Below are 26,499 nucleotides of genomic sequence, written 5' to 3' on the forward strand. Positions count from 1 at the left end.
CCCGGGCCCGATCCGGATAGGCTGACGACCTGCCGATGCCGTTCCGTGTACGGAGGAGTGTCCTGTGACCGCCGGTATGCCCCAGCCCCGCATCGACACGAGCAAGCCGCACCCCGCACGCGTCTACGACTGGCTGCTGGGCGGCAAGGACAACTACCCCGTGGACCAGAAGGTCGGCGAGACGCTTCCCGAGGAGGCCCGGGGCAACGCGGCCCGGAACCGGGCGTTCATGCACCGCGCGGCGGCCTGGCTGGCGCAGAGCGGCGTCGACCAGTTCCTCGACATAGGCACCGGCATCCCCACGGAACCCAACCTGCACCAGATCGTGCAGAAGGTCCGGCCGGAGGCCCGCGTCGTCTACGCGGACAACGACCCCATCGTCCTCCGGCACGCGGAAGCACTGCTGACCAGCAGCCCGGAGGGCGTCACCGCCTTCCTCCACGCCGACGTACGGCAGCCCGCGACGATCCTCACCCGCGCCGCCGAGGTACTGGACTTCGACCGGCCGATCGCCCTCTCCCTCATCGCACTCCTGCACTTCCTGCCCGACGACGAGGACCCCTACGCCGTCGTGCGCACCCTGGTGGCGGCGCTCCCCTCCGGCAGCCACCTGCTCCTGTCGCACGGCACCGCCGACCAGCACCCGGAGCTGAAACAGGAGACCGAGGCCGCGTACCGCAAGGGCGCGATCCCCCTGCGGATGCGCACCAGGAGCGAGGTCGAGCCCTTCTTCGCGGGACTGGAACTCGCCCCGCCCGGCCTGGTGTTCGCCACGGACTGGTACCAGCAGGAGCCCGCGCCGGCACGGGAACGCAGCGGCTTCTACGTGGGCGTCGCACGGATCCCCTGAGCCGGTCGGGAGCGAGGGCCGGACGGGCCGCCGACGCCTGCCACGCCGCCTTGACGTGAGCCGGAACCGGCCGATACTTGTGCGCAGCATGGGTCGGTCGGTGTCCGTGGAGTCCGTGGTCGGCGCGAGGCGGGACAGATGAAGAAGAGACTGTGTGCCACGGGTGCCGTGCTCGGCGTCCTCACCACGTCGGCCGCACTTCCACCGGCCGCCGAGGCGTCCCCGCATCCTCGCGGGTACCCGGCGTCCACCCGGCAGGTGCTCCCGCTGGGCCCCGCCGACCTCCCCGAGCGGCGCACCACGACCACCCTGCAGCCCGGTGTCACCCTCACCCGCATCGTGCGCGGGAACGCCGACGACCCCGCTCTCCACTGGACCGTCGAGGTCTCCATCCCCGGCGGCGACACCTCCCCGGACCCCGACGCACCGCCCACGGCCCTCAAGGACCGGCCGAGCGCCGACGAACTGGTCGCCGATCTGCGGCAGGACGGCTTCGACGCCCGGGCCGAGGAGGTGAGGACGCCCCGGACGGCCGACTACACGGGCGGCACCCTCGGCTGGAGGGTCCGCGTCGGCACGTTCGACTCGCAGTCCACCGCGACGGCCGAACGCACCCGCCTGAGAGCGGCCGGTCACGCGGGATCGGCCGTCTACACGGGCTGGGACGGCGAGGCCACGGACCGCGGTCCCTGGCACGTCGACGTGCTCACCGTCGACCCGCGCCGATTCCGCGGCACCCTGGACGCCTCGTACGGCCCGGACCTGGAGAACCGCGAGACGACCAGTGAACTCTCGGCCTCGGCCGCCGCGACCGCCGCGGTCAACGCGGGGTTCTTCGTCCTGGACCCCAGGGCGGGCGCGCCGGGAGACCCGGCCGGAGTGGGCGTGTACGACGGACGCCTGCTGAGCGAACCGGTGGCCGGACGCCCCGCCCTCGTCCTCCACGACAACGCCCGCCGCACGGAGATCACCCGCCTCACCTGGCAGGGCCGGATCACCAGCCGGGCCTCGGCCCTCCGCCTGAACGGCATCAACCGCGTACCGGGCCTGATCAGGAACTGCGGCGGCAGCGCCGGCGACACCCCGACCTCGCTGCCCCTGCACGACGTGACCTGCACCAACCCCGACGAGTTGGTCGCCTTCACCCCGGAGTACGGCGGACACACACCCGGGGGCGACGGACTGGAAGCCGTGCTCGACGCCGACGACCGGGTCGTCCAACTGCGCTCGCCACGAGGCGGAACGCTCCCCGCGGGCGGCAGCTCCGTCCAGGCGACCGGTGAACGCGTCGCCGACCTGACCGCCCTGGCCCGGGTGGGCGAGCGACTGCGTCCGAGCACGACCCTGCTGGACGAACGCGGCCGGAGGATCTCCCCCTCCTTCCGCACGGACATCGTGAACGCGGGCCCCGAACTGCTCCGCGACGGTCGGATCCACGTCACCCCCGCCACCGACGGCATGGTGCGCCCCGACGATCCGAGCTGGTACTACGGCTGGGTCCACAAGCGCAACCCGCGCACCCTGGCCGGAGTCGACGGCGCGGGCCGCACCGTCCTGGTCACCGCCGACGGACGCGACACCGGCTCCCTCGGACTCAGCATCACCGAGAGCGCCCGGGTGGCGAAGTCACTGGGCCTGCGCGACGCGGTCAACCTGGACGGCGGCGGCTCGACGACCATGGTGGCCGACGGTTCCGTACTCAACACCCCTTCGGACGCCACGGGCGAACGCCCCGTCGGCGACGCGCTGTTGATCCTGCCGCGCCGACACGGACCCTGACCTGACCTGACCTGACCTGACCTGACCTGACCTGACCTGATGTGATCTGACCCGCCCGTGCCATGCGCCGAACGCCGAACGCCGAACGCCGAACGCCGATCGCCGACCAACTGAGTACGCACCCGCACCACCGCGCGAGAGCCAGCAACCCACCCAGGGAGCCGCCGTGTTCGCGAACGTGCCCCACACCGTCCTGAGCCCCGCGCGGGCCAGGGTCCTCCTGATCCTCGCCGTACTGCTGGCCGTCCTGGCGCCGACCGCGCCCGGGGCGCTGGCCGCGGGGAAGCCGGACGCGGCCGCACGCCCCGGCGCGGAAGTCGTCGACGTCACCCGGGTCGCGGACCGGCAGGTCGACCTGTCCGTGCGGTCGACCGCCCTGGGCGGCCGCACGGTCAACGTCCGCCTCCTCACCCCCGACGGCTGGAACCCGCACGACCGGCACCGCCGACAGCACTGGCCCACCCTCTGGCTGCTGCACGGCTGCTGCGGCGACTACACGTCCTGGACGAGCATGACGGACGTGGCGGACACCGCCAGCCTGCGCGACGTCCTCGTCGTCATGCCCGAGGCGGGCTGGAACGGCTGGTACAGCGACTGGTGGAACCACGGGCAGGGCGGCGACCCGGCGTGGGAGACCTTCCACACGAAGGAGCTGCGCCGGCTCCTGGAACGCGACTGGGGCGCGGGCTCGGACCGTGTGGTCGCCGGCCTTTCGATGGGCGGCCAGGGAGCCCTCCTCTACGCCGCCCGGCACCCGGGCATGTTCAGGGCGACGGCGGCGTACTCCGGATCCGCCCACCCGCTCCTGAACGACGAGTCGATCGACCGCATCATGGGCTTCTTCGCCGGCCAGGGCGACGATCCGCTCCGCGTCTGGGGCGACCCGACGGCCCAACGCCGGATCTGGCAGGCCCACGACCCCTTCCACCTCGCCAAGCGGCTGAGGTCCATCCCGGTCTACCTCTCCTGCGGCGACGGCACCACCGGCCCCCTGGACCAGCCAGGTGCCACCAGCGCCCTGGAGGCCGACTTCAACCGCCAGAACCACGCGCTCGCGGCCGAGCTGAACCGGGTGGGCGCGAGGCACCTGACGACCAACTTCTACGGTCCGGGGACCCACGGCTGGGCGTACTGGGAAAGGGAGTTGCACGCGTCGCTGCCGATGCTGCTGGGCGCGTTGGGCATCGACGGCGGCTGATCCTCAACCCTGCACGCCCGGTGGCTCAGAACCCCCACCGCGTATGGCTGTAGACCCCCTCGTCCCGGCCGAACCCGTACGCGGTGACGGGGGCCACCGCGAACAGCACCGCGTCTCCGCGCCGCATGGCGTCCCCGATGCCGTGGAAGGTGCCTTCGGCCGACGTGATGTGCGCCCCGTACTTCCTCTCGTAGGCCGCGACCACCTCCTCCAGCACCGCCGGATCGGCGACCGGTTCCGCCTCGCCCTCGACCACGAGGTCGAACCCCTCGGTGAGCGAGTTCCCGCCCGTGATCAGCGCGCAGCGCGCATCGTGCGCCAGGTTCCGGGCCTTCTGCTCACCGGGACCGGTGGAGAAGTACAGCACCCCGTCGTGCCACGCCGCGATCACCGGTGTGACGTGCGGTCCGCCACCGGGCCGCACCGTGGCCACCCAGAAGATCTCGGCGGCCTCCAGACGCCGCCGGGCCTCGTCCCAGTCGGTGGCGGTGACGTCCGCGGTGCCCGGACGAGGTTGGAGTGCGGAGCTGTAGCGGGCGTCGAGTTCGGTCGAGGGCTGCTTCGCGGTAGGTCGTCGTACGGACATGGCGGACTCCTGGTTCTCTCATCCGTCTCATCGCTCTCTCATGCGTCTCCTCCGTAACGACCGCCGGGCGGCCCGGAAATCATCGGTGGGCCGGCCGGCGGTTCCCGAGGAAGGGTTCGAGAAGGCCGAGCAGCCCTTCGGGACGATGCAGCGGGATGATGTGCCCGCAGTCCTCGATCACGTGCCCGACGAGGTGATCGGCGACCGGCCGCAGCTGCCGTTCGAGGGCCCGGCCCACCGGATGGGCGCCGACGGCCATGGTGGGGACGGTCAACCGGCCCCCGGCGACGGACTCCGCGATCTGCTCACTGCTCGTGGGCAGCGCCCGGTAGTACGAGAACGCGCAGCGCAGGGCATCGGTCCCGGTGTACGCCCGTACGAAGGCGTCCCGGACGGCGGGGTCCACGCCCTCCCCGAGGGAACCGGTGCCCAGGAACCAGTCGACGTACTGGGCCTCGTGCCCGGTCAGCACGGTTTCCGCGAGACCGGGCACCCCGTGGAAGCCGAACCACCAGGGCGCCCCCTGCGCGAGGAACTCCTCGGCCCCCGGCAGCCCGCCCAGCAGTGACTCCATGACCACGAGTCGTCCCACGAGGTCGGGGCGACGCATGGCGAGAAGGAACGCCGGTGGGGTACCGGCGTCGATGCCCACGACGGCCGCCGAGCCCACTCCGAGGGCGCCCAGCAGCGCTTCGGCGTCGCACGCGAGCGTGCCGGCGTCGTATCCGTCCGCCGCGCGCGTACTGGCCCCCGCCCCTCGCATGTCCGGCGCGATCACTCGATGACGTTCGGCGAGGGGGCCCATGACACGGGTCCACAGGTGCCAGGTGTGCGGAAAGCCGTGCAGCAGGAGCACAGCGGGGCCCTCGCCCTGGAGGGCCACGTTGAGTTCGACGCCGTTCACCGCGACGCGCCGGAGCTCGACGTCTGACGGGCGGGAATCGGAGGGGTGGGGCGAGGCGGCGGGCACGAGCACAGGAATCCCTCGGGTCGGTGGCAGCAGTGAGGCAGAGGGGCAGTGAGTCAGTTACCAATGGTGACAACAGAACGATAGGTAACTAGGGTGGGCGGTCCAAGACCGCACTTTTGCGACAGGTGGTGAGCCGCAGGTGACCCCCTCCTCGACATCACGCTCCCCGAACAGCGCCCGGGGAGACCTGTTCGACCCGGGGTGCCCCACCCGCCGCCTGCTCGACCGGATCGGCACCAAGTGGACGTCCATGGCCGTCAAGGTGCTGGCGGAGGCGTCCCCGGAGGAGGTGCGGTTCGCGGAACTGCAGCGCAGGATGACCGGCATCTCGCAGAAGATGCTGTCGGCCACGCTGCAGGGCCTCACCCGCGACGGCCTCGTCGCCCGCCGGGTCGAGGCGACCGTCCCGCCCCGCGTCCACTACCGGCTCACCCCGCTCGGCCGGTCCCTGGAGGAACCACTGGCCGCGCTCCGTGAGTGGGCGGAGGCGCACATGGCCGAGGTGGACCGCGCCAACCGGCGCGGCGACGAGGCGTCGGCGGGGAGCAGCCCCGCGGTGCCGCCCGCTCGCGCCGGCTCCCCACCCCGCCCGCCCAGGTGAACCACCCGCCCTCGGCCCTCACTGCCCACGGGCGGTGGCGGGGTCGAGATCGCTGACGTCGTGGAGGCCGAGCCGGCGGTTGAGGGCGCCCGTGAGACGCGTGACCGTGGTGCGGGGGAGCACCCGCGAGGCCCAGACCCCGGCGCGCTGGGACACTCGCCCGGGAAAGGAGACGGACCGGCCGCGGGCGTAGTCGTCGAGCGTCCTGGCGGCCACGTCGGCGGGGGCATCCGTGAACTTCGGGTCCATGGACGCGGTCGTCCGGTCGAAGAATCCCGTGGCGGTGGCTCCAGGGTGCGCCGCGATCACGCGTACGCCGGTGCCGCGGACCTCCTCCGCGAGCGCCTCGGTGAAGGAGAGCACGAACGCCTTGGTGGCGGCGTAGCTCGACTGGTACGGCATGGGCTGGAAGGCGGCGGTGGAGCCGATGTTGACGATGCCGCCGCGACCGCGCTCGACCATGCGGGCGCCCAGGAGGTGGACCAGGCCGACCAACGCGGTGACGTTCAGGTCGACGGACTGGAGATTGGGCTCGAGGGGACGGCCGAGGAAGGGCCCCACGGAGCCCATCCCGGCGTTGTTGACCAGAAGATCCACGTCCAGGCCGAGGCCGTCGACGGCGTCGACGATCCTCTGCGGCGACCGGCGGTCCGCGAGGTCCGCGGCGATCACGTCGACGCGTACGGAGTGCTTCGTCCGGATCTCTCCGGCAAGGGCGTGGAGTGCGTCGGCCGAACGGGCGACCAGGATCACATGTGCTCCCCGGCGGGCCAGTTCGCGTGCGTAGGCCTCGCCGAGACCCTTCGACGCGCCGGTGACCAGGGCGGTGGTGTCCGTGTAGTCGTGCATGGGTGAGTGCTTTCTGTCCGACTGGATGCGGGCAGGGAAGGGCCCGCAGATACTTCGAGGCTCGAAGGAATTGATGCCAACATACACTTCGAGCCTCGAAGTAAACAGGCGTAGGATGAGTCCATGACGCGAAGCACCCTCGAGGCGGCGGTGGCGGCGAACCACGAGCTGTTCATGCGGACCAGCGACCGGATCGAGGCCGTCCTGGCGGAACACGGCCTGACCCACGTGACCGCTCAGGCCCTCTGGGCCATCGACCCGGCCCAGGCGCCGCCCTCGATGAAGGCACTGGCCGGCCGCCTGTACTGCAACGCGCCCAACCTCAGCTTCGTCATGAACCAACTCACCGACCGGGGCCTCGTCGAACGCTCACCCGACCCCGCCGACCGCCGCTCACGCGTCGTGGCCCTGACGGAGGAGGGACGCCGGGTCCGGTCGGCCGTCATCGAGGCGACCCTCGCGCTGACCCCCTTCGCCCGGCTGTCGCACGACGAGCTGCGTCAACTGGTGGAACTGCTGGGCAAGACACTTGTTCATGGCGAGGCGTGAAGCGGAGGAGTCCGACCAGAAGAGGGACGCGGACTCGGCCTTCGACAGGGCTCTGAACGTCCTGCGCGACTGCGGCGATGCCACGGGCTGACCCAGGAGCAGCGGGCCGCCTGGGGGACCGCCGCGGGAGATCACGGAAGGTCACTGCCCCTTGCGGCGGGCACCCCGTCCTGACTCAGTAGTCGCGCCACTCGTCCTGCACGTACTCGAGCACCGCGGGATCCATCAGGGTGCTCGGCCGTACGTCGGTGCGGCGGCGGTCGACGGGGAACACGGTGGCCGCCTTCAGCACCGCCGCGTCCAGGTAGCGGAGCTTCGGCCGGTCCGGGGCGAGCCGCAGCGGCGGGGCCTCGGTGCCGGGGGTGGCGAGGACGAAACCCCAGTTGCCGAAGCTCGGCACGTCGACCTGGAACTCCGTCGTCGCGTACCCGGCGGTCTCGATGGTCTTCGCGATCGACCAGTAGGTCTTGGGGGCGAAGAACGGCGACCCGCTCTGCACCATGACCTGGCCGTGCGGCGCCAGCACCCGGCCGAGCAGATGGTAGAACTCCACCGAGTACAGCTTCGCCAGCGACGCCGAGTCCGGGTCGGGGAAGTCGATGATCACCGCGTCGTACCGCTGCCGGGCCGCGCGCAGCCAGGTGAAGGCGTCCGCGTTGACGACCTTGGCCCGCGGATCGTCCAGCGAACCGTGATTGAGCTTCCGCAGCGGCTCGTAGGTCCGCGCCAACCGGGTCATCGCCGGGTCCAGTTCGACCAGGGTGGCATGGCGGACGTCGTCGTAGCGCAGCACCTCGCGCAGCGCGAGCCCGTCACCGCCGCCCAGGATCAGCACGTTGGAGCGGCGGCCGGACAACGCGGGGTGGACCAGCGACTCGTGGTAGCGGTACTCGTCGACCGAGCTGAACTGGAGGTCGCCGTTGAGGAAGAGCCGTACGTCGGGTTCCCCGGTGAAGGCGGTGGAGCGGGTGACCACGATGTCCTGGTACTGCGTGGTCTCGGAGTGGATGATCGGGTCCGCGTACATGTGCTGCCGCGCGGTCACCTCCAGGTCGTCCGCCAGCACGTACGTCGTACCGAGCGCGGCGAGCACCACGGTGACGCCGGCCAGCAGTCCGGCCTTGACCAGTCGGCCGGTCTGGCGGCGGAAGATGAACACCACGACGATGACTCCGGCGACCGCGTTGACCACGCCGACCACCAGCGCGCCCTTCAACTGGCCGAACGTCGGCAGCAGGAACAGCGGGAAGCACAGGCCGCCGACGAGGGCGCCGATGTAGTCGACGGCGAACATGTCGGCGACGGCGCTGCTCGCCTCCTGCTTGCGGATGCGCTGGAGCAGCGTCATCAGCAGCGGGATCTCGGCGCCGATGAGCAGGCCCACCACCAGGGACACCACGATCATCGCGGGCATGTAGAGCTGGAGCCAGGCGAAGGCCGCGTACAGCATCAGGACGGACAGGCCGCCGACCAGCGCGAGCACCCCCTCCACCACGGCGAAGGCCACGATGGGACGGCTGCGCAGCGGTTTGGCGGCCAGTGATCCCACGCCCATCGCGAAGACCATCACGGAGATGACCACGGAGGTCTGGAGCACCGAGTTGCCGATGAGGTAGCTGCCCAGGGCGGTCAGGGCCAGCTCGTAGACGAGGCCGCAGGCGGCGCAGAGGAAGACGGCGAGCAGCAGCAGGAACCGCGCCCCCCGGGTGTGGCGGTCGGCCGGAGGGCGCGGGGGCGTCGCGGTGGCGCGGTCGTCCAGGGTGGAGCTCATGGGGTGGTCCTCGGGGTGGTCCTCGGGGTGGTTCTAGGAGAGGGCCGCGCCGACCATGACGGCGGTGCCCAGGTACATGCCGGCCTGGACCCAGGCGGCGGGGTGCGGGCGGCGGTCGTCGCCGTCGTCGAGGGCCACCGCGCCCATCTGGCCGGGCGTCAGCATGCCGATGACGATGCCGACCAGCGTCATCACCAGCACCCCGGCCAGCCCGTAGAGCAGCGTGCTGAACAGGCCGTATCCCAGGCCCTCTTCGGACTCGCTGGCCCGGATGGCCGACATGATGACCAGGCCGACCGCGACGGACTGGCTGCCGAGGAGCACGGCCGCGCCGCGGTTGCGGTCCCGCCACACCACGTGGAAGAGCTTGCCGGGGGTGACGAGGTCGAGGGCGACGAAGCCGACGGCCATCACGGCGAGGCCCACGACCCCGTAGAGCAGGGCCTGCCCGGCCGACTCGAAGATCTCGGTCACTGCGTTGCCTTTCTGGAGGGCGTCTGTGGAGGGCGTCGTCGTCGGGGTCGGGGGACGCCGGGCGTCACTTGCCGGAACCGGGGCCGCCGCCGCGGAAGCTGCTCGGGTTGGGCCAGTAGGTGAGGTGCTGCTGATGCCGGCGGTAGCCGTTGCGGTAGTCCTCGATCTCGATCGTGCTGCCCCGTTGGTACGGCGAGACGGTCACCATGTCGTCGCCGTAGCGCAGGAACTCCATGCCGCCGCCGGACGCCCGGTCGAGGGCGTCGCGGTGGTGGTCGATCGCGTCGGCGACCTTGGCCGGCGAACTGTTCTTGTCGAGCCACCCGCTCCCGCCGGCCGAGTACGTCTTGCCGATCCAGCTGCGCGGGACGCCGTCCTCGCCGTCGCTGGAGCAGGCGGAGAGCAGGACCGTGACCAGCGCGGCCGCCACCGCCCCGCGAAAGAGTCGGGTGCTGTTCATCGAGCCTCCAGCCGGCTGTACGTCGATACGATGTGCCCGTCCTGCGGATAGCTGTGCCAGGTTCGCCAGGCCAGCCCCGCGCCGGACCGCTTGCCGCACGCCTCGACGACCACCGCCGTCACCGCTTCCGGAGACCCGGGGAAGACCCCGCACAGGCTGTGCTCCGCCTCGTTGGCGCGGCTCAGGGCGTCCGCGACCCGGGCGCTGAACTCCTCGGGCCCGAGGCATTCCGTGGCCGCGCTGAAGTCGTACGTCCACCCCGCCAACCACCGGGTGTGCGTCGCCGGCAGTCCCCTGACCGCCTCCGGCAGGCACGCCACGGTCTCCCGCACCGGACCCGCGAAGACCTGATGGGACGCGCCGAGCAGCCTCAGACGCACGGCGAGCCCTCCCACGGACACCTCACGTTCGGCAAGCGCGGGCCGTTCGGTCAGGTCCAGGGAGAAGCAGAGCTGATCCGCGGCCGTATCCAGGTAAGGGGCTTGCAGAGATACGGCGTGCATGCGGCTGCGGCCCCCCGGTCCGATAGTGCTACGAGCGGCGCTGAGTATGACACATGCGTCAACGATGGCCGTAAAGCGACCCCTCGGCACTCTCGTTCGGATTGCGTGCGGACCAGGGGAAGACGCCTGCGATACGCAGCCCGGGATCACAGGTCCGGTACGCCGCACCAGAGCACTTCACATCGGCTTGCGCCACGGGAATCCGCGTCTCCGCCGGGTGGCGGCCTGGTGATGGACGAGGACACTGCCGATCAGCGGCTCGTTCGGATGTGGACGTGGAGAGGGAGCGGGAGTCGAGGGGGCGGCGGAGGACTGCGAGTCGGCCGGCAGGGGCGGAGGGACCGTGCCCGCCGCCGTCCTCCGGGGCAAGGCACGGAGCGGGCTCAATGCCGGTGCCATCTGTTGGCCCACCAGCTTCCGGACCGTGCGGTAGTGACGCAGTCGCGGCACGGTGACGACGAAGGGGAACAGGGTCGGGTGCCACTCCTGGTCGAAGGTGACGAAGGCTCTGAGAGGCGCGTCCCACTCTCGTCCGGTGGCACGAGGTACCACCGGACAGTCGGGCAGAACGGGCAGAGGAGCCCACGGACTGCCGCCCTCCCGTTTCTTCCTCGCCTCGTACAACCCGGCCACCGCTGTGCGGAACGCGTTGTACTCCCGCTCGTCGCAGCTGATCACGAGGATCAGTCGCTCGGGGGTGGTGGTGCGAAGCACCTCGGTGAACTCCCATGCGGTGCCCGGGCCCTGTGCGACGGACATGAGGACGACGTGGGCCCCCTGGATCAGTTCACTCACCGTGTACTCCCACCCCTGGAGCGGGAGATATCCCCGCTGGGCGCCGAGCAGCGGCAGTTGCTCGCCGGGCCGTCCGACCGCCACGACCCGCCCGTGCTCCGAGAACTGGCCGAGCAGGAACTGCTCCGCGGTGAGACCCGGCACGTCGAACGGCGACCGGGATCCCCAGCCGGGCGTCCCCGAGGGGGCTCTCGCCATCGGCTGGTCAAGGGCGAACGGCCGTAGGTAGAGCAGGTACCGCTCGCCCTTCAGATGGTCGAAGGACGTGATGGTGCTGACCCGGTGCCGCTGTCCGCGTACGAGGAGTTTCCGCCCGACGTCGAACAGGAGCCAGCCGATGGAGACGACGACCACGATGATCAGCACGCGCACGGACCAGTGGATCCCCGCGACCTGGGGACTGGGATCGGAGAAGAAGTTGCTCCCCAGTCCTCCCCCTCCACCGGCGCCCAGGGCGAACCCGAGAGCCCGCAGTGTCCGTCCCAGGGTGATGAGCGTTCCCCCAGTGACCGGCCGCTGGCCGGGAGTTCGCGCGGCTGTGGCGGCTTCGCGCCGTGCGCTGCTGACTCCCATATGCCCTCCGACGGCCGCGGCGTGTGACACCAGCGCCACATCATGACGCTCGAAGCGACGGTGCGTCAGGCGTTCGCCGGTCAAATCCCCCTGGAGGGGACGTCGGCGGGGGAGCAGAGCGACACACCTTGTCGTTCTCCTCGCCGGGCTGGGGCACAGTGCGCCGCTCGGCACGCCCACGGCGCCACGACCGCTCCTACGGGTCCCCCGACTCCTTGCGCAGCAGCCGTGTGAGACGTTCGCCGAGCACTCGGTCGTCCCTCCCCTCGTACTCGACGTTCAGTGCGGCGGCCAGGTCACGTACGTGCAGGTCGGCCAGGGCCTCGGTGAGTTCGGCGAAGGCATCCGCGGCCGCGCGGCCGCGGAGTACTCCCGAGGTGACGGCGACGCCCCCGGCCAGTGCCGCGGGCCACCACCACACCGCCAGTACCAGATATCCCAGACCCCAGGCGCACAGACGTGCCGACGCGGTCAACCTGAGTCGGGCGGCCTGCAGTTCGGCACGGGTGCCGTCGGCGGCCAGGAGCCACAGGTGCGGCCAGGCGGCCGTCAGGTCCAACCGGTAGGCCTGCCACAGCCGTTGTGCGGGTCCGGAGAGACGGTCGCCCATCCTGAAGGGGTGGCGGGGCGGCGCCGAGGCGATGCGGGCACGGTCCGCGTAGCGCCGCTCGGCGACGTCGGCCAGCCGGTCGGCCTCGGCCGCTCCCTCGATGCGGGCCCGACCCGCCGCCACCAACGCGGTGCGGAAGGCCGCATCCGCCACGCGCCAGCGGCGCGAGCGACGGTCGGCGAGATACCGCAGTACAGGCCCGTGCGGCTCCGCACACCAGAGAAGTTCCACACCCGTGCCCAAGGCCTGGGCGGCCGCGCCGGTCGCCGCGGCACCGGCCAGCACCCCCAGCGCCACCAGGACGACGGTGCCGGCGCTGCGGGCCGCGGGGGAGTCGGACAGCGTGTCGACCCAGTCCCGCAGCCGCTCGAGGTCGGACCAGTGCTCGTGGCCGAGCAGCGTGGCCGCGGTGGCGGCGGTGAGGAAGAGCAGCCCGGGCAGGGCCAGCGCGGCGAGCCATCGTTCGGCGATACGGCCGCCCAGCGCGCTGAGGAACGCGCTGGTCACCGGAGGGGGACCGTACGCAGCGGCTGGCCGAAGACCCGGCAGTCGGGGTGCGGGGCGTCGTCGCCGGGCGCCTCCACGCGCCCGCAGTGCCCCCGCGGGCAGGCCAGTACGTGCAGCGCCGGGTGTACCGGCCCGGAGACCGGGAGCCGTTGGTAGGCGGGCGTGCCCGGCGGTGGGGTGGTGCGGTAGGAACCCAGGCCGGCGCTGTGCCCGGCCGCGAGCAACTCCTCCTCCAACTCGTCGAAGATGTCGTCGAGTTCCTCGGCCGCCCGACCGGCACGCAGTTCCGCGGTGATGGACTCGACGAGCCGCAGCCCTCGCTCACCGAGCACCAGCGATCCCGGCGCGTCCGTCAGCCGTCGGCAGAGTTCCCCCAGCCGGGCGTGTCCGCCTCGCGGCCCGGGCCCACTTCGTCCGTCGGTCTCGATCCCCACCGGTCCCCCTCGGACGCCGGATGTCGGTCGGCCGCGATTGTACGTCGGCTGAGGGCTGAGGGCTGAGGGCTGGAGGCTGGGGGCTGGGAGCTGTTGGCTGTTGGCTGGCGGGAATCGGCTGTCGGACGTCGTCGGCGTCGTCAGGTGTATGCCGAGGTTCCGCAGCCCGCCTCCCCCGGGCGGCGCGGTTCGCTGTACGCCGTTGCTCCGTCGGCCCGTTCGCTATCGTGAGGAGGGGCCGCGCAGCGCCGAGAGACCTCGGTCCGGCCGTGTGACACCGGGGGTGCGCGTGATCAACGCGAGTCGCGCTCGAGCGGCGGACGGACCGGACGAGGAAGCGCACGCGGACGCACTGCTGTCCCGCCATCTCCAAACAGGCGACCGCCAAGCCCTCGACCAGGCGATCGCTCTCTACCAGCAGTTGTCCGCCTCCGCGGCGCCGGACACCGCGCGGACCGGCGCCCGGGCCACCAACCTCATGGTGGCCCTCCAACTGCGCTATCAACTGCTGCGCCGTCCGGACGACGTGGACGCCCTGGTCGACCTGGGCCGGGGACGGGCGGCGCGCGAACCGGTTCAACCACAGGACGTACGGCTTCTGGGACTCGCGTACCGGCAGCGGTTCGCGCTGTTCGGGCGGCCCGACGACCTCGACCGAGCGGTGGAGACGTTCGACCGGGCATCCCGCCTGCCCCAGAAGGCCGAGACCGCGGCGCAGTCGTTCGGCGCACTCGCGGAGGCGCTGCACGAACGGCACCGGATCGCCGTCGGCCTGGGAACCGCCCCCGCGGAACCCGGACTCGAAGCCATGGGGCCCCGAGCCCCGGGACTCCAAGCCCCGGGACCTCAGGCCACGGGACCTCAGGCCACGGGACCTCAGGCCACGGGACCCCAAGCCACGGGGCCTCGGCCCGGGAGCCCCGCCGCGCCCCTCCCCACGGATCTCCTGCGCGCGACGGACGTCCAACGGCGCGCGCTCCACGTACTCCCGGACGAATCGGACGAGCGCCCCGGCTACCTGAGCAACCTGGCCGGCATGCGCCACGGCGCATACCAGTTCGACGGGGATCTCGGCGCCCTGCGCGAGGCGCTCGACCTGTGGCGTTCCGTAGCGGAAGCCTTTCCCAGGGGCGAGTCCGCCCGCCTGCTCGTCCTGCGCAATCTCACCCAGGCCCTGCGAGAGTGGCACGAGCACGTCCCGGAGGAGGCTCACCGCTCGGAGATGCTGCGGATCCACCGCATGGCCCTGGCCGAGTGCCCGCCCAGCCACCCGGACCGCGCCGAACTGCTCGCCGGTCTCGGTGCCGCGCTGCGCCTGGCCGGCGAGGCCACCGACGCGCAGGCGTTGCTCGAGGAGTCCGCAGCCGTACTGCGCGCGGTCCTGCCGCTGTTCCGCCCCGGCACCCCGGAACACGCCAGGAGACTGAACAGCCTCGGCAACACGCTGCACAGGCTGGCGCAGCGCACCGGGGACGCGGTGCTGCTGGACGAAGCCGTCACCACCCTGCGCACAGCCGTCGCCGAGGAGAAGCGCGGCACGGACTCGTACGCCGGGACCCTCGCCAACCTCGCCGTCACCCTGCGCGAGCGCGCCCTCCAGACCGACGATCTGGCCTCCCTGCGAGAGGCCTCCCGACTGGCCAGGGAGGCGCTCCACGCGGCACAGGACCAGCCACCCCACCAAGCAGCCCGGCTCGCCAACCTGGGAGTGGTCCTGCAGAGCTGGCACACCGTGACCGGTGACACCACGGCGATCGACGAGGCGATCGACGTGGCCCGGCAGGCGCTCGCTCTGACACCCGCGACCGGACAGCCCCGCGCCGACCGGCTGAACGGCCTCGCCAACGCCCTGCGCGCCCGCTTCGGTTCCACCGCCGACGTGGCAGACCTCGACGAGGCCGTCGACCTGCTGGAACAAGCCGTCCAACAGGTCCCCTACGGCGATCCGATGCTCGCGCTGACCCTCTCCAACCTCGGCTCCGCCCGACTCACCAAGCACCACACCACCGGCGAACCCGGCCAGTTGGAGCAAGCGGTCAGCGAACTGGGCCGCGCGGTGTGGGCCGTCATCGAGCACACCTCGACCCAGGGCAGCTACCTGAAGTGGTACGGCGACGCACTGCGCGCCCTGCACCACCGGGACGGTGACCCAGGGGTGCTCCGTGCCGCCGAGGACGCCTACCGGCAGGCCGCCAAAACCAGTTCCCTGCCCGCCTACGAGCGGGTCCTCGCGGCCTGGGAATGGGGCGCCGCCGCCGCGGACGGCCACCGCTGGGACGAGGCGCTGCCGGGGTACGAACTGGCACTGGAACTCCTGCCGTTCGCCGCCTCGGGCCGCCTGGTCCGCAGCGACCAGGAACGCGGTCTGTCCCGGGTCCGCGGCCTGGCCGCCGAAGCCGCCGCGTGCGCGGTCAACGCCGGGAGGCAGGAGCACGCGGTGCTCCTGCTCGAACAGGGCCGGGGTGTCCTGCTGGGCCGGGCCATGGCCACCCGCGACGGGCTCGGACGGCTGCGCGCCGCCCACCCCGCCCTCGCCCACCGCTTCGCCGGCCTGCGGGAACGGCTGGACGCGCTCGAGGCCACCGACGCCGCGGACACCGCCCAGGGCCGGCTGCCGGCCGACACCACCGACCTGCGGCACAGCCTCGCGGCCGAACTGGAGCACCTGGTCGCCGAGATCCGCGCCCGGCCCGGCTTCTCCGACTTCCTCGGCGTGCCGGACCTGCGGGCGCTGCTCGCCTGCGCCGACCAGGGACCGGTGGTACTGGCCTACTGCAGCGAGTTCCGCAGTGACGCGCTGGTGCTGCGGGACGGCGAAGTCCTCCTCGTCCCCCTGCCGTACGCCACCCCTCAGGCCGTCGGCCAACAGGCGGACCGGTTGGAGCGGGCGCTCGCCGACGCGGCCGACCCCGCCCGCGACCGGGCGGCCCAGCAGACCGTCAGCGAGGTACTGGCCTGGACCTGGGACCACGTCACCGGGCCCGTGCTCGATCGGCTCGGGATGCGCGGAGCCGCGCCGGGCGGCGGGCCGTCCCGGTTGTGGTGGTCACCGGGAGGCGCACTGGCCTCGCTGCCGCTGCACGCCGCCGGGCACCACGAGGAGGCCCCGGACGCGGCACCCGGGGCAGCACCGGACGACGGCCCCGAACCCACTCCGTCGGCGGTCGCGCCGGAACCACGGACGGTACTGGACCGCGTGGTCTCCTCCTACACACCGACCGTCGGAGCTCTCCGGTACGCCCGCACCCGGGCCGCCGCCCCCCGCCCGCACGGCCCACTGCTCGCCGTGGCGCTCCCCGAAACACCCGGTGCCCGGCCCCTCGGTGGCGCGCGGCGCGAGGTGGAGGTACTCCGCGGCCTCCTGCCCACCCACGTGCTGTACGAGGAGCACGCCACCTTCCAACAGGTGATGGACGCCCTGCCCCGCCACCCCTGCGTCCACTTCGCCTGCCACGGGGTCAGCGAGCCCGCCGACCCCTCGAACGGTCGGCTCCTGGTACACGACCACGCGACCCGTCCGCTGACGGTCCGGGCCATCTCCCACCTGGAACTGCCGGCGGCCCGCCTCGCGGTGATGTCCGCGTGCGAGACGGCGCGGGGCGGCGGAGAACTGGCCGACGAGTCCATCCACATCACCTCCGCCTTCCAACTCGCGGGCTATGCCCACGCCGTCGGAACGCTCTGGCCGGTGCACGACGCGGTGGCCGTCCGCGTCACCCGCCTCCTCTACGGGGAGCTACGCACCGAAGGAGCCGACGGTGCACCGGGGCTGGACGACACGAGGACGGCCCACGCGCTGCATCAGGCGATCCTGCGATGCCGTACCACCTTCGCGGCCAGCCCCAGTCTGTGGGCGGCACACGTGCACGCGGGCGCCTGACGGCACCGGCAGCAACGAGGAGACCGGCACTGACGAAGAGACAGGCACTAACGAGGAGTCCGGTAGTAACGAGAAGTCCGCAGTAACGAGGAGGCGGTCACGATGACCCGATGGTGGCGGCGACGAGCCGAGTCGGACGACGAGGGCACCGGCGTACAGCCGCCGCCGGGCCCGAACGAGCAGGAGCAGGCAAGAGGGCCCGGAATCGGGCGACGGCCGGTCGGCGGACACCTCACCGTCACGGAGGTGACCGAGGGCCGACCGGAGCGGGAGATCGCCCGTGTGGAGATCTCCGCCGAAGAACTCCACACCATGCGTGCCCGGTCCGCCATCGACACCCTGGGTGCCGACCACCCGGACGCCCTCACCGCCATCCGTGAACTCGCCCAGGTCCTCGTGACGATCCCCGGACGGGGCGAGGAGGCGATCGAGCTCTACCAGCATGTGGCGCGCACCCGGTGGACCACGCTCGGCGACCGCCACGAGGACACCCTGAGCATCTCGGCCGAGTTGGCCGGCGCCCTCCACACCACGGGCCAGCTGCGCCTGGCCGAAACAGCGTGGCGTGACACCTTCGGGGCCCAGGCCGAGACGCTCGGCCGCGACCACCCGGACGCGCTGCGCAGCGCCTGCGGGCTCGCCGCGGTCCTGGAGGACCTCGGTCGCGCGCCCGAAGCGGAGCCGCTGCTGCGGGACGTACTGGAACGCCGGATCCGGCACCTCGGCCGCGACCACCCCGACGTCCTGTCCGCCACCAACACCCATGCGGGGTCCCTGATCAAGTGCGGCCGCCACGCGGAGGCCGAGCGTGCCTTGCGCACCCTCGTGCCCCAACTGGACCACCGCTACGGACCCGACCACGAGAAGACGATCGCCGCCCGGAGCAACCTCGGCGCCGTCCTGGTCCGACTCGACCGCCACGCCGAGGCGGAAGAGCAGATCCGTGCCGTCGTACGCTCGACCGAGGCTACGTCGGGGCCGGACCACGAGTCCACGTTCACCGCCCGCAACAACCTCGCGGCCGTCCTGCACGCCCAGGGGCGCTACGCGGACGCCGTACCCATCCTGCGCGCGATCCTCGGCGGGCGCGTCGCACTCCATGGGGACGGTCACCCGATCACGGTCGTCACCCGGGACAACCTCGCCAACGTGCTGATCGACGCGGGCCACCACGAGGAGGCCGCCGAACTGCTCGACCGCTGCGTACGCGACTACCAGCGACTGCACGGCCCCGGACACCCCCGCCTGCGAACCGCCGAGGAGAGACTGGCCTGGCTCCGCTCACCCTGAGACGCGTGCACCGCACGCTCACCCCTGCGCATGTCCGGCTGCCCGGACCACCTCGTGGCTTTCGCGACACTGCTCGTGAAGCCCGTCGCCCTGGCGGCCGTCCCCCGGTGACTCATTTCCTCGTACGCGGGACGCGTGTGCGAGGAAGCAGCGCAGAGCCACTGGCTCATGGCATGTGAGCCAGTAATGTTGCCGACGCTCATGGAGGGGACCGAAGGGTCCCTCGACAGGGGATCAGGGCACGGGGAGAGAACGAGCATGGCTTGGGACGAGTGGGAACAGCTCAAAGCTGAAGCTGCCGAGCATGGCGGTTCGGTGCATACGCAGATCAATCAAGTCGCCGATCCCGGCGGGAGCAGTACCAGCAGTGTGACGGGCGGTCTCAAGACGAGCAGGACCGCGTGGAACAAGGCCGGCGGGGGAGTCGGTGGTCTGCGTGACGAGATCGACACCGCACTGACCAAGCTGTCCGACGGGCAGAAAGGGCTGGGTGGCGACGCCGGCTGTGTGACCGCAGGTGCACAGCAGGAGGTCTACCGTTCCTGGGCCCGCTACGTGAAGTCCGTGAAGGGGCGGTGCGGCGACCTGAAGGAAGTCCTCGAACAGGTCGGGCACGACCTGCTGTTGACCGACGAGGGCGTCCGGGCCGCGCTGGGCAACATCGACCTCAAGTACGCCGACACGACCGCCGTCGGTGGCAAGAACGCGGGGCGGTGACGGCGGCCATGGACGTCACCACACTCAAGAACCTCAAGCCGTCGGAATTCGAGCAGGCCGCCGACGGCTACCGTGCGACCGGGGACATGGCCGACGCCGCCAAGGAGGAGATAGAACGGGTCATCGTCTCCGGGATGAACAAGGCACTGCAGGGCGAGGCCCTGGAAGCGGCCATAGGGGAACTCGGGAAGCTCGCAGCCAACTTCCACTACACCCAGACCGAGTGCGCCCTGGTCAGCACGGCCCTCAACGGCTTCGCCCACGATATGGACTCCGCACGGAAGAAGCTCCTGTCCGCGCTGGACGACGCGGAGGCACGGGGGTTCACGGTCAACCCCGACGGCAGCGTGTCCTACCCGGCGGCACCGCCGGCCGCCGGTGCCAAGGAACCGCACACGGGAGGTTCAGTCAGCGGTGCCACCGATCCGACGGCCCAGGCGGTGGGCCGTCAGTCGGCCAACTTCGATCCCAACCCGTACCACGGCGAGGCGCTGGCCATCGCGGACCGGATTGCTGCCGCTCTGCAGGAGGCAACCGAGGCGGACAACAAGTGGGAGCCGAAGATTCGGGCCCTGAAGGCCGACGACGACCTCACCGTCTCCGACCGGGACTGGACGGACGTGAAGGCGGACACGAAGGGCGTCGCCCAGGCCGCCGACAGCTACCTCGACAGCATCAAGCCTCCGCCGAAGGAGGGCGACGCCGAGGACAACGCCCTGTGGTGGAAGGACCTCAGCCCGGAGGAGCGCGCGGCGTACCTCTCGCTCCACCCCGAAGTCGTCGGGGCGCTCGACGGGCTTCCCGCCGTGACGCGCGACGACGCCAACCGCACGGTGCTCGCCGAGTCGCATGCCAAGTACCAGATGGAACTCGACTCCATCCCACCGGAGCCGGAGAAGAAGTACACGACGATCAACACCATCAACGGGCCCATGAAGGTGCACTCCGACGAGTGGCTGGCATGGAGGGACAAGTACGAGGGCCGCAAGAACGATCTGCAGAGTTCAGTCGACGGAATGAAGGCGATCGAGAACCGCTTCGACCGGACCGGCGTGGACGGAACGCCTGAGGCCTACCTGCTCGGGTTCGACCCCGTCGGCAAGGGAGACGGCAAGGTGATCCTGGCCAACGGCAACCCGGACACCGCCGACCACACCGCCGTCTACGTCCCTGGCACGGGCACCCATCTGGGCGGTATCGACAAGGACATCGTCCGTGGCGAGCGACTCTGGGCGGCCAGCACGGCACAAGCCCCGGGGCAGAACATCTCGACGATCACCTGGTTCGACTACGACGCCCCACGGTCCGCATACCCTGGTGACAAGGGCGACGCCATCCCGGAAGCCATAAGCGACTCGTATGCGGAGAAAGGTGGTCCCACGCTGCGTGAATTCCTGTATGGAAATCGCATGGCGCACCAGGCCGAGTCCGGGCCCAACAATTTCGGACATTCAACGGTGATCGGTCACAGTTACGGGTCGACCGTGATCGGGGACGCGGCCAAGTCGGGAGGCCTTCTCGACGGACCGCTGGCCGCCGATGACGTTGTCGTGGCAGGGAGTCCGGGAATGCAGGCGGATCACGCAGGCGATCTCGGAATCAGAAAGGGCCACATGTGGGCCATGGACGGATCCGGAGACGACGACTTCGTGACGATCGGTGGCAGACTCGTCGGGCTTGGGGACAACGCCACCATTCCTACCGACGACAGTTTCGGGTCGACGGTCATGAAAACGGACGGTGGCAATCACGGGGCGTACTGGGACGTGGACGGTTCGGGGAATCCGTCCGAAGCCCTGAAGAATCAGGCTCGTGTAATCGTAGGTGACTATCAGGGTGTAACCGTTGAACGTTGATGTGGTGACTGCGAAGCAAAGAGGCCGGTCGATGCTGGGGGTTTCCGCGACCGTGGCCATCTCTCTAGTATTGACGGGTTGTGGGTCTGTGGGAAACAAGAGCAGCGAAGAGAAGCTCGGCTACACTCCGAAGGTGCAGGAGATTCAGACTTCGAAGAACCAGGTGAACGACATCTCGAGTCGGATACTGGACTGGATGGGCGTGACAGGCAAGACCACAGAGGCCAGCGCTGCAGCCGGCATTTGCGAAGCCGTTGATCCCGACTTCAAGAAGTACTACCTGATTCATCATCCGTGGTCCGTGTACGACGTGAAGGACGGCTCCTTCCAGCAGGCGATGGAGAACATCAGGCGGGAGCTTCCCAAGCATGGATGGAAGATCACCAGGGACGGCCACACGGATTCGGCCGCCCGCAACCCGGAGATCGTCGCGGTCAACGAGAAGAGTCATCACACGGCGACGATCGAGTGGGCGAAGAACCGATCAGGGAACCTGAAGCAGATCATCTCCGTGGACGTGAACTCACGTTGTTACCGTGCCCCGGAAGGCACGGACATGTCCAAGGACAGATGAGGGCCTTGACGGGATGGGCGTGGGCGCGTCCATCCGCAGGCAGTGGGCGCAGGAGGTTGTGCGTCGCTACCTGTCCGCGACGGTGGTGAGGTCGCAGGGGCTCAGTACCTCACCGAGTCGCCCGGCCCGGTGGGGCGAGGCTCAGGAGGCCATGGAAACGGCGAACGGGGCTGAGCGTCCGGAGCCGCCTCCGACAGCAGGGGGCGCCAAGGGGGCCGGACCCTGTTCCGTCCATCCCGGCGGCCCGGTTGAACGCGAGGCAGTTCCCCGGACGAGGCCGGAGCCTCTACGCCGGGATCGTCGCCGTACGTTGTCGTCGCACGAGCTGTCCCCCGAGAGAGCTACGCAAGTGTCCACTCCAGGGTGAAGCGCCGCACGGGTGAAGTCCGGTTGGCTCACTGACTGTCAGCACAGCGGCGGACCGCAGGTCCGTCCGAGCAGAGCAGCAGAGGGGCAACACCATGGGTACGACGCGCAGTTCCGGACCGGCCGGGTTCCGAGGAGGTCGCCACCGGCTCGTCGCGGCACTGGCCATGGCGACGCTGACGGGAGCCACGCTGACCGCATGCGACGGAGACACCGAGGACACGTCGTCGGCGCAGGGCACGACCGCCACGAAGAGCGAGGAGGCATCTCGGGGCGAGAGCATCGCCAAGATCGCCTGGGGCAAGTGCCCCGAGCCCGCCAAGGGCGCGAGCCGAGCTTCCGACCTGAAGTGCGGGTCCCTCAAGGTTCCTTTGGACTACCGGAACCCGGAGGGCACGAAGATCGACGTGATGGTCTCACGGCTGGCCACCGCGAAGAAGGACAAGCGGCGCGGCGTCATGCTGCTGAACCCCGGCGGACCGGCCCTGGGCGGTCTCGACATGCCCGCGACCATGGCGTCCACCCTGCCGAAGTCCGTCCTGGACGGCTACGACCTGATCGGCTTCGATCCACGCGGTGTCGAACACAGCACCCCGCAGAGCTGCGGTCTCGAAGACCCCAGTGTGGCCTCGCTCTTCCCCTACCCCGCCGCGGACGGCTCGATCGCGAAGAACGTGACCCTGGCCAAGACCAACGCCGACAAGTGTGCCGAATCGGCAGGCGACAAGCTGAAGCACTTCACGACCGCCAACACGGCCCGCGACATGGACCGCGTACGCGAGGCGCTCGGCGAGCAGAAGATCTCCTACTGGGGCCAGTCCTACGGTACGTACCTCGGCGCCGTCTACCGGTCCCTGTTTCCCGACCGGACCGACCGGATGATCCTTGAGGGCAACGTCGATCCCGCCAAGGTGTGGGCCGACGAGGTGGCGGACACCTGGGGCAAGGGAATGGCCGACCGGTTCCCCGACGCGGCCGCCGTCGCCGCCGCGCAGAACAGCACCCTGGGACTGGGCGACAGCGTCGAGAAGGTGACCCAGACCTACCTCGACCTCGCCGACCGGCTCGACCGCAAGCCCGCCCCCGTACCCGGCACCCCGCTCTCACTGGACGGGCCGCTCCTGCGCAACGTCACGTACAGCATGCTCCTGCACAACGACTCCCTCCCGCCGCTGACCGCCTTCTGGAAGGCCGCAGCCGACCTGGCCGACGGCAAGGTCACCAAGGAGGACAAGGCGGTTCTCGAGCAGGTCTTCGCCGACACCCCGACGTCCCCGGGCGTCCCCGCGGACAACCAGGCCACCCTGTTCCTGGCACTCACCTGCGGCGACGCCGAATGGCCGGACGACGTCGCCGGCTACGCCGACCGCGTCGCCGCCGACCGCAAGGCATGGCCCCTCACCGCGGGCATGCCGGCGAACATCTGGACCTGCGCCTACTGGGAGAAGCCGGTGGAGGAGCCCGTCACCGTGACCGGCAAGGGCCCCCGCAACGTCCTGATCCTCCAGAACCGCCGGGACAACGCCACCCCGTGGGAGGGCGGCGTCGGCCTGCACAAGGCCCTCGGTGAGAGTGCGGCCTTCCTCGGCGTCGACAACGGTGGGCACTACGTCTACGACGCGGGCTCCGAATGCGCCGACAAGGCCACCGTCGACTTCCTGACCACCGGCCGTCTGCCGGACGAGGACGTCAACTGCACGGACGTCAAGCTCAAGTAGCAGCTCCACGCCCGCCCGCGCGGCAGCCGACGACGTCTCGGCTGCCGCGCGGCCGCACGTCAGGCCGGACTGCCGCGGGCGATGACCGATCCCCCGCGGCAGTTCCGCCGTGTCTCCTTCCGCGGCACGGAGATCGTCCGTTCGCGGAAGCCGCCAACGACGGCCGGGTGCCGCAAAGCGCTGCGCCCACTCGCGCGCCTCCGGGGGAGGGGTGAGATCCCCGTCCTGGCGGCGTGCAGCAGAGGAGTCCCCGGAGACGGACTGGCGGACATAGGCCTTCCAGCTCTACCCGCTCTGGCGGCACCGCTGATCGTCCAGTTCGTCGGCGCGGCGCCCTGGACGGCCGGGCGACGGCTCGCTCGTCACCAGGCGCGTATCAACCGACCGGGGGGCCGTGGGGATGTGACCAGCACACGGCACCTTGCTGCATATGATGTGCAAGTGCGCACCAATGACTACACCCTCAGGCCCGCCACCCTTGCCGACGTGGACGCCGCCCGCGCCGTCATGCTCGACACCGTCTACCGCGACTTCGGCACCGGCTACGTCCCCCGCTGGCACGGCGACGTCATCGACCCGGCCGGGGCCTACCTGGCCCCCGCCCGGCACACCCTCCTCGTAGCCGTGGACGCGGACGGTGAGGTCGTCGCCACCGGGGCCCTCGACTCCCGGGGGCCCGCGCACCCGCCGAACCCCGCGCATGTCGCCGAGCGGTACCCCTCCGGTGTGACCGCGCAACTGCGGCGGGTGTACGTCCGGCCGGAGCACCGGCGGCGGGGGCTCGCGCGTCGGCTTGTCGACGAGTTGCTGGCGTTCGCCGCCGCGGACGGGGGGTATCGCGCCGTGTACCTGCACACCGACCCCGCCGTCACCGGGGCCGAGCCGTTCTGGCGGTCGCTCGCCAAGGTCGTGCACGACGAGCGGGAGGACGCCGGGGGCGGGCAGGGGATCGTGCACTTCGACGTGCCGATGGAGCGAAGGGCAGCCAGGTAATGGAAACGGTTGCCATGTAGGCTCCTCTTCGCTGCCGCCATCGCCCGAACCACTCCCGCACACCCGATCGATCCGAGGACCATGCGCTCCCACCGCCGCCCCCGGCTGCTCGCCCCGCTCCTGCTCATCCCGTTGATATCCAGCTGCTTCGCCTCCGGAGGCGGCGGCGACTCCGCGTCCGGTGACGGGAAGGACGGCGACGGCGCTCGTCTCCGTGTCGCCCTCGCCTTCCCGCCCGCCGAGAACCTCTCCCCGTACGGCGCCGACGCCACCCTGCTCAGCCGGCTCGGAGTCACCGAGGGGCTCACCGCGCTGGACGCCAACGGCTCCGCCGCGCCCGCGCTCGCGGAGTCCTGGCGCCGGGACGGGGACAAGGTCTGGGAGTTCACCCTTCGCGACGCCGACTTCCAGGACGGCGGCGAGGTGACCCCCGCCGCGGTCGCCGCATCCCTCACCCGCGCCACCGACGCCAAGCCCGCGCCCGCCGCCCTCTCCGGCGTCACCCTCGGTGCCAAGGCGAGCGGCGACCGGGTCGTCCGGATCACCACCGCCGAGCCCGACCCCGTACTGCCCCTGCGGCTCTCCAGCCCGAGCCTCGCCATCCTCTCCGCGAAGGCCTACGAGAAGGGGAACGGCCGTGTCGATCCCGTCGGCCACGCCACCGGCCCCTTCGAGCTGACCAAGGTGAACGGCGCCACCTCCGCCTCCCTCGACCGGTTCGACGACTACTGGGGCGGCCGCGCCCAGGCCTCCGGCATCGACGCCCGCTTCATCGCCGACGGCACCGCACGCGCCAACGCCCTGCGGACCGGCGAGCTCGACATCGCCGAGGCCGTTCCCGTCGCCCAGGCCGCTTCGCTCGACGAGAAGACCCGGCGCGACACCGCGACCACCCGGACCACCAGCCTGCTCCTCAACGCCTCCTCCGGTCCCTTCGAGGACGCCGGTCTGCGGGCCGCGGCCCGTTCCGCCCTCGACACCTCCGTGTTCGCCGAGGACGTGTACGAGGGGTACGCCGATCCCGGTGCCGGTGTCTACGGGCCCGCCGTCACCTGGGCGGAAGGCAAGCGCACCGCGCCCGTCGGGCGGGCGGCGGCGAGGAAACCCGGCGAGGGTGACACCATCACCCTCGCCACCTACGACAACCGGCCCGAGCTGCCCGAGGTCGCCCAGGTGGTCAAACAGCAGCTGGAGAAGGCCGGGTTCACCGTCAAACTCACCGTGCGGGAGTACTCGCGGCTCGAAGGGGACGCGCTGGACGGGAAGTTCGACGCCTTCGTGCTCGCCCGGAACACACTCCTCGACACCGGTGACCCCGTCGCCGTCCTCGCCGGCGACTACACCTGCGACGGCGGGTTCAACATCGCCCAGCTCTGCGACCGGGGCGTCGACCGAGCCGTCGCCGACGCCGAGAAGATCGCCGACACCGGGAAGCGACAGGACGCCGCCATGGCCGCCGAGGCGCGCATCCTCGGCAGCGACGCCGTGCTGCCGCTCGTGCACCAGCGCGTCATCACCGGCGTCGCCGACTCCGTGCAGGGTGTGATCCTCGACCCGTACGAGCGCACCCTCGTCGGCACCGGCACCCGGCGCTGA

The 26,499-nt window shown here is 71.0% G+C and carries 23 protein-coding genes; 13 read left to right on the forward strand and 10 right to left on the reverse strand.

Translation table 11 applies throughout. From position 1 onward, the window contains the following. Nucleotides 1-64 precede the first annotated feature (64 nt). The 3 genes from BJ961_RS12740 to BJ961_RS12750 all read left to right on the forward strand — a co-directional run bounded on the left by BJ961_RS12740 (nucleotide 65) and on the right by BJ961_RS12750 (nucleotide 3,827). Complete coding sequence (locus BJ961_RS12740; RefSeq protein WP_271321416.1) at nucleotides 65-850, forward strand: SAM-dependent methyltransferase; 786 nt, start codon at nucleotides 65-67, stop codon at nucleotides 848-850. A gap of 138 nt (nucleotides 851-988) precedes the next feature. Next, nucleotides 989-2,629 (forward strand): phosphodiester glycosidase family protein, encoded by a 1,641-nt coding sequence (locus BJ961_RS12745; protein ID WP_271321417.1) that lies wholly within the window; start codon nucleotides 989-991, stop codon nucleotides 2,627-2,629. Between the two features lie 166 nt (nucleotides 2,630-2,795). Beyond that, entirely contained in the window at nucleotides 2,796-3,827 is a 1,032-nt protein-coding gene (locus BJ961_RS12750; protein WP_271321418.1) for an alpha/beta hydrolase, read from the forward strand. A 25-nt stretch (nucleotides 3,828-3,852) separates the two neighbouring features. Here the strand turns inward: BJ961_RS12750 and BJ961_RS12755 are convergent, their stop codons facing one another. Both BJ961_RS12755 and BJ961_RS12760 read right to left on the reverse strand, forming a co-directional pair. Next, a complete protein-coding gene (locus BJ961_RS12755) occupies nucleotides 3,853-4,413 on the reverse strand; it encodes a pyridoxamine 5'-phosphate oxidase family protein (protein WP_271321419.1) in 561 nt (186 codons plus the stop codon). Nucleotides 4,414-4,492: 79 nt separating this feature from the next. Continuing rightward, complete coding sequence (locus tag BJ961_RS12760; RefSeq protein ID WP_271321420.1) at nucleotides 4,493-5,383, reverse strand: alpha/beta fold hydrolase; 891 nt, start codon at nucleotides 5,381-5,383, stop codon at nucleotides 4,493-4,495. A 139-nt stretch (nucleotides 5,384-5,522) separates the two neighbouring features. Here BJ961_RS12760 and BJ961_RS12765 point away from each other — a divergent pair, with 139 nt between their 5' ends. Then, nucleotides 5,523-5,984, forward strand: a complete 462-nt coding sequence (locus BJ961_RS12765) for a winged helix-turn-helix transcriptional regulator (RefSeq protein WP_271321421.1) — start codon at nucleotides 5,523-5,525, stop codon at nucleotides 5,982-5,984. A gap of 18 nt (nucleotides 5,985-6,002) precedes the next feature. On the opposite strand, the gene BJ961_RS12770 is transcribed toward BJ961_RS12765, so the two are convergent. Continuing rightward, nucleotides 6,003-6,833 carry an SDR family NAD(P)-dependent oxidoreductase gene (locus BJ961_RS12770; RefSeq protein WP_271321422.1) on the reverse strand — a complete coding sequence of 277 codons (831 nt, stop codon included), beginning with the start codon at nucleotides 6,831-6,833 and terminating at the stop codon, nucleotides 6,003-6,005. Nucleotides 6,834-6,956: 123 nt separating this feature from the next. On the opposite strand from BJ961_RS12770, the gene BJ961_RS12775 reads away from it, so the two are divergent. Then, entirely contained in the window at nucleotides 6,957-7,382 is a 426-nt protein-coding gene (locus BJ961_RS12775) for a MarR family winged helix-turn-helix transcriptional regulator (RefSeq protein WP_271321423.1), read from the forward strand. Nucleotides 7,383-7,557: 175 nt separating this feature from the next. Here the strand turns inward: BJ961_RS12775 and BJ961_RS12780 are convergent, their stop codons facing one another. The 7 genes from BJ961_RS12780 to BJ961_RS12810 all read right to left on the reverse strand — a co-directional run bounded on the left by BJ961_RS12780 (nucleotide 7,558) and on the right by BJ961_RS12810 (nucleotide 13,407). Further along, complete coding sequence (locus BJ961_RS12780) at nucleotides 7,558-9,153, reverse strand: polyamine aminopropyltransferase (protein ID WP_271321424.1); 1,596 nt, start codon at nucleotides 9,151-9,153, stop codon at nucleotides 7,558-7,560. 33 nt (nucleotides 9,154-9,186) lie between these two features. Further along, on the reverse strand, nucleotides 9,187-9,627 hold the full coding sequence (locus BJ961_RS12785; RefSeq protein WP_271321425.1) for a DUF350 domain-containing protein: 441 nt from the start codon (nucleotides 9,625-9,627) through the stop codon (nucleotides 9,187-9,189). Nucleotides 9,628-9,691: 64 nt separating this feature from the next. Then, nucleotides 9,692-10,087 carry a DUF4247 domain-containing protein gene (locus BJ961_RS12790; RefSeq protein WP_271321426.1) on the reverse strand — a complete coding sequence of 132 codons (396 nt, stop codon included), beginning with the start codon at nucleotides 10,085-10,087 and terminating at the stop codon, nucleotides 9,692-9,694. Further along, nucleotides 10,084-10,590 carry a DUF2617 family protein gene (locus tag BJ961_RS12795; RefSeq protein ID WP_271321427.1) on the reverse strand — a complete coding sequence of 169 codons (507 nt, stop codon included), beginning with the start codon at nucleotides 10,588-10,590 and terminating at the stop codon, nucleotides 10,084-10,086. The genes BJ961_RS12790 and BJ961_RS12795 overlap by 4 nt, the downstream gene beginning before the upstream one ends. 177 nt (nucleotides 10,591-10,767) lie before the next feature. After that, the gene (locus BJ961_RS12800; protein ID WP_271321428.1) at nucleotides 10,768-11,757 is read right to left on the reverse strand and encodes a hypothetical protein; all 990 of its coding nucleotides are present in this window, start codon (nucleotides 11,755-11,757) and stop codon (nucleotides 10,768-10,770) included. 397 nt (nucleotides 11,758-12,154) lie between these two features. Then, entirely contained in the window at nucleotides 12,155-13,075 is a 921-nt protein-coding gene (locus tag BJ961_RS12805) for a hypothetical protein (RefSeq protein WP_271321429.1), read from the reverse strand. Continuing rightward, nucleotides 13,072-13,407, reverse strand: a complete 336-nt coding sequence (locus BJ961_RS12810) for a hypothetical protein (RefSeq protein WP_271321430.1) — start codon at nucleotides 13,405-13,407, stop codon at nucleotides 13,072-13,074. The genes BJ961_RS12805 and BJ961_RS12810 overlap by 4 nt, the downstream gene beginning before the upstream one ends. 391 nt (nucleotides 13,408-13,798) lie before the next feature. Here BJ961_RS12810 and BJ961_RS12815 point away from each other — a divergent pair, with 391 nt between their 5' ends. From BJ961_RS12815 to BJ961_RS12850, 8 genes are all read left to right on the forward strand, one after another. Continuing rightward, nucleotides 13,799-17,389: a CHAT domain-containing tetratricopeptide repeat protein gene (locus BJ961_RS12815; protein ID WP_271321431.1), complete on the forward strand. Its 3,591-nt coding sequence runs from the start codon at nucleotides 13,799-13,801 to the stop codon at nucleotides 17,387-17,389. A gap of 102 nt (nucleotides 17,390-17,491) precedes the next feature. Further along, entirely contained in the window at nucleotides 17,492-18,679 is a 1,188-nt protein-coding gene (locus BJ961_RS12820) for a tetratricopeptide repeat protein (protein WP_271321432.1), read from the forward strand. Between the two features lie 258 nt (nucleotides 18,680-18,937). Next, nucleotides 18,938-19,396: a hypothetical protein gene (locus tag BJ961_RS12825; protein ID WP_271321433.1), complete on the forward strand. Its 459-nt coding sequence runs from the start codon at nucleotides 18,938-18,940 to the stop codon at nucleotides 19,394-19,396. A gap of 8 nt (nucleotides 19,397-19,404) precedes the next feature. Next, on the forward strand, nucleotides 19,405-21,252 hold the full coding sequence (locus tag BJ961_RS12830; RefSeq protein ID WP_271321434.1) for an alpha/beta hydrolase: 1,848 nt from the start codon (nucleotides 19,405-19,407) through the stop codon (nucleotides 21,250-21,252). A 4-nt stretch (nucleotides 21,253-21,256) separates the two neighbouring features. Then, nucleotides 21,257-21,826: a hypothetical protein gene (locus BJ961_RS12835; RefSeq protein ID WP_271321435.1), complete on the forward strand. Its 570-nt coding sequence runs from the start codon at nucleotides 21,257-21,259 to the stop codon at nucleotides 21,824-21,826. 461 nt (nucleotides 21,827-22,287) lie between these two features. After that, on the forward strand, nucleotides 22,288-23,910 hold the full coding sequence (locus tag BJ961_RS12840; RefSeq protein WP_271321436.1) for an alpha/beta hydrolase: 1,623 nt from the start codon (nucleotides 22,288-22,290) through the stop codon (nucleotides 23,908-23,910). 441 nt (nucleotides 23,911-24,351) lie between these two features. After that, a complete protein-coding gene (locus BJ961_RS12845) occupies nucleotides 24,352-24,903 on the forward strand; it encodes a GNAT family N-acetyltransferase (protein WP_271321437.1) in 552 nt (183 codons plus the stop codon). A gap of 81 nt (nucleotides 24,904-24,984) precedes the next feature. Next, a complete protein-coding gene (locus BJ961_RS12850; protein ID WP_271321438.1) occupies nucleotides 24,985-26,499 on the forward strand; it encodes an ABC transporter substrate-binding protein in 1,515 nt (504 codons plus the stop codon).

It is taken from the genome of Streptomyces lienomycini, from assembly GCF_027947595.1.
Classification (GTDB): Bacteria; Actinomycetota; Actinomycetes; order Streptomycetales; family Streptomycetaceae; genus Streptomyces; species Streptomyces lienomycini.

Coding starts and splice junctions, on each gene's coding strand:
- BJ961_RS12745 (WP_271321417.1), top strand. CDS start 989: ATGAAGAAGAGACTGTGTGCCACGGGTGCCGTGCTCGGCGTCCTCACC.
- BJ961_RS12755 (WP_271321419.1), bottom strand. CDS start 4,413: ATGTCCGTACGACGACCTACCGCGAAGCAGCCCTCGACCGAACTCGAC.
- BJ961_RS12770 (WP_271321422.1), bottom strand. CDS start 6,833: ATGCACGACTACACGGACACCACCGCCCTGGTCACCGGCGCGTCGAAG.
- BJ961_RS12775 (WP_271321423.1), top strand. CDS start 6,957: ATGACGCGAAGCACCCTCGAGGCGGCGGTGGCGGCGAACCACGAGCTG.
- BJ961_RS12780 (WP_271321424.1), bottom strand. CDS start 9,153: ATGAGCTCCACCCTGGACGACCGCGCCACCGCGACGCCCCCGCGCCCT.
- BJ961_RS12790 (WP_271321426.1), bottom strand. CDS start 10,087: ATGAACAGCACCCGACTCTTTCGCGGGGCGGTGGCGGCCGCGCTGGTC.
- BJ961_RS12795 (WP_271321427.1), bottom strand. CDS start 10,590: ATGCACGCCGTATCTCTGCAAGCCCCTTACCTGGATACGGCCGCGGAT.
- BJ961_RS12820 (WP_271321432.1), top strand. CDS start 17,492: ATGACCCGATGGTGGCGGCGACGAGCCGAGTCGGACGACGAGGGCACC.
- BJ961_RS12825 (WP_271321433.1), top strand. CDS start 18,938: ATGGCTTGGGACGAGTGGGAACAGCTCAAAGCTGAAGCTGCCGAGCAT.
- BJ961_RS12830 (WP_271321434.1), top strand. CDS start 19,405: ATGGACGTCACCACACTCAAGAACCTCAAGCCGTCGGAATTCGAGCAG.
- BJ961_RS12840 (WP_271321436.1), top strand. CDS start 22,288: ATGGGTACGACGCGCAGTTCCGGACCGGCCGGGTTCCGAGGAGGTCGC.
- BJ961_RS12850 (WP_271321438.1), top strand. CDS start 24,985: ATGCGCTCCCACCGCCGCCCCCGGCTGCTCGCCCCGCTCCTGCTCATC.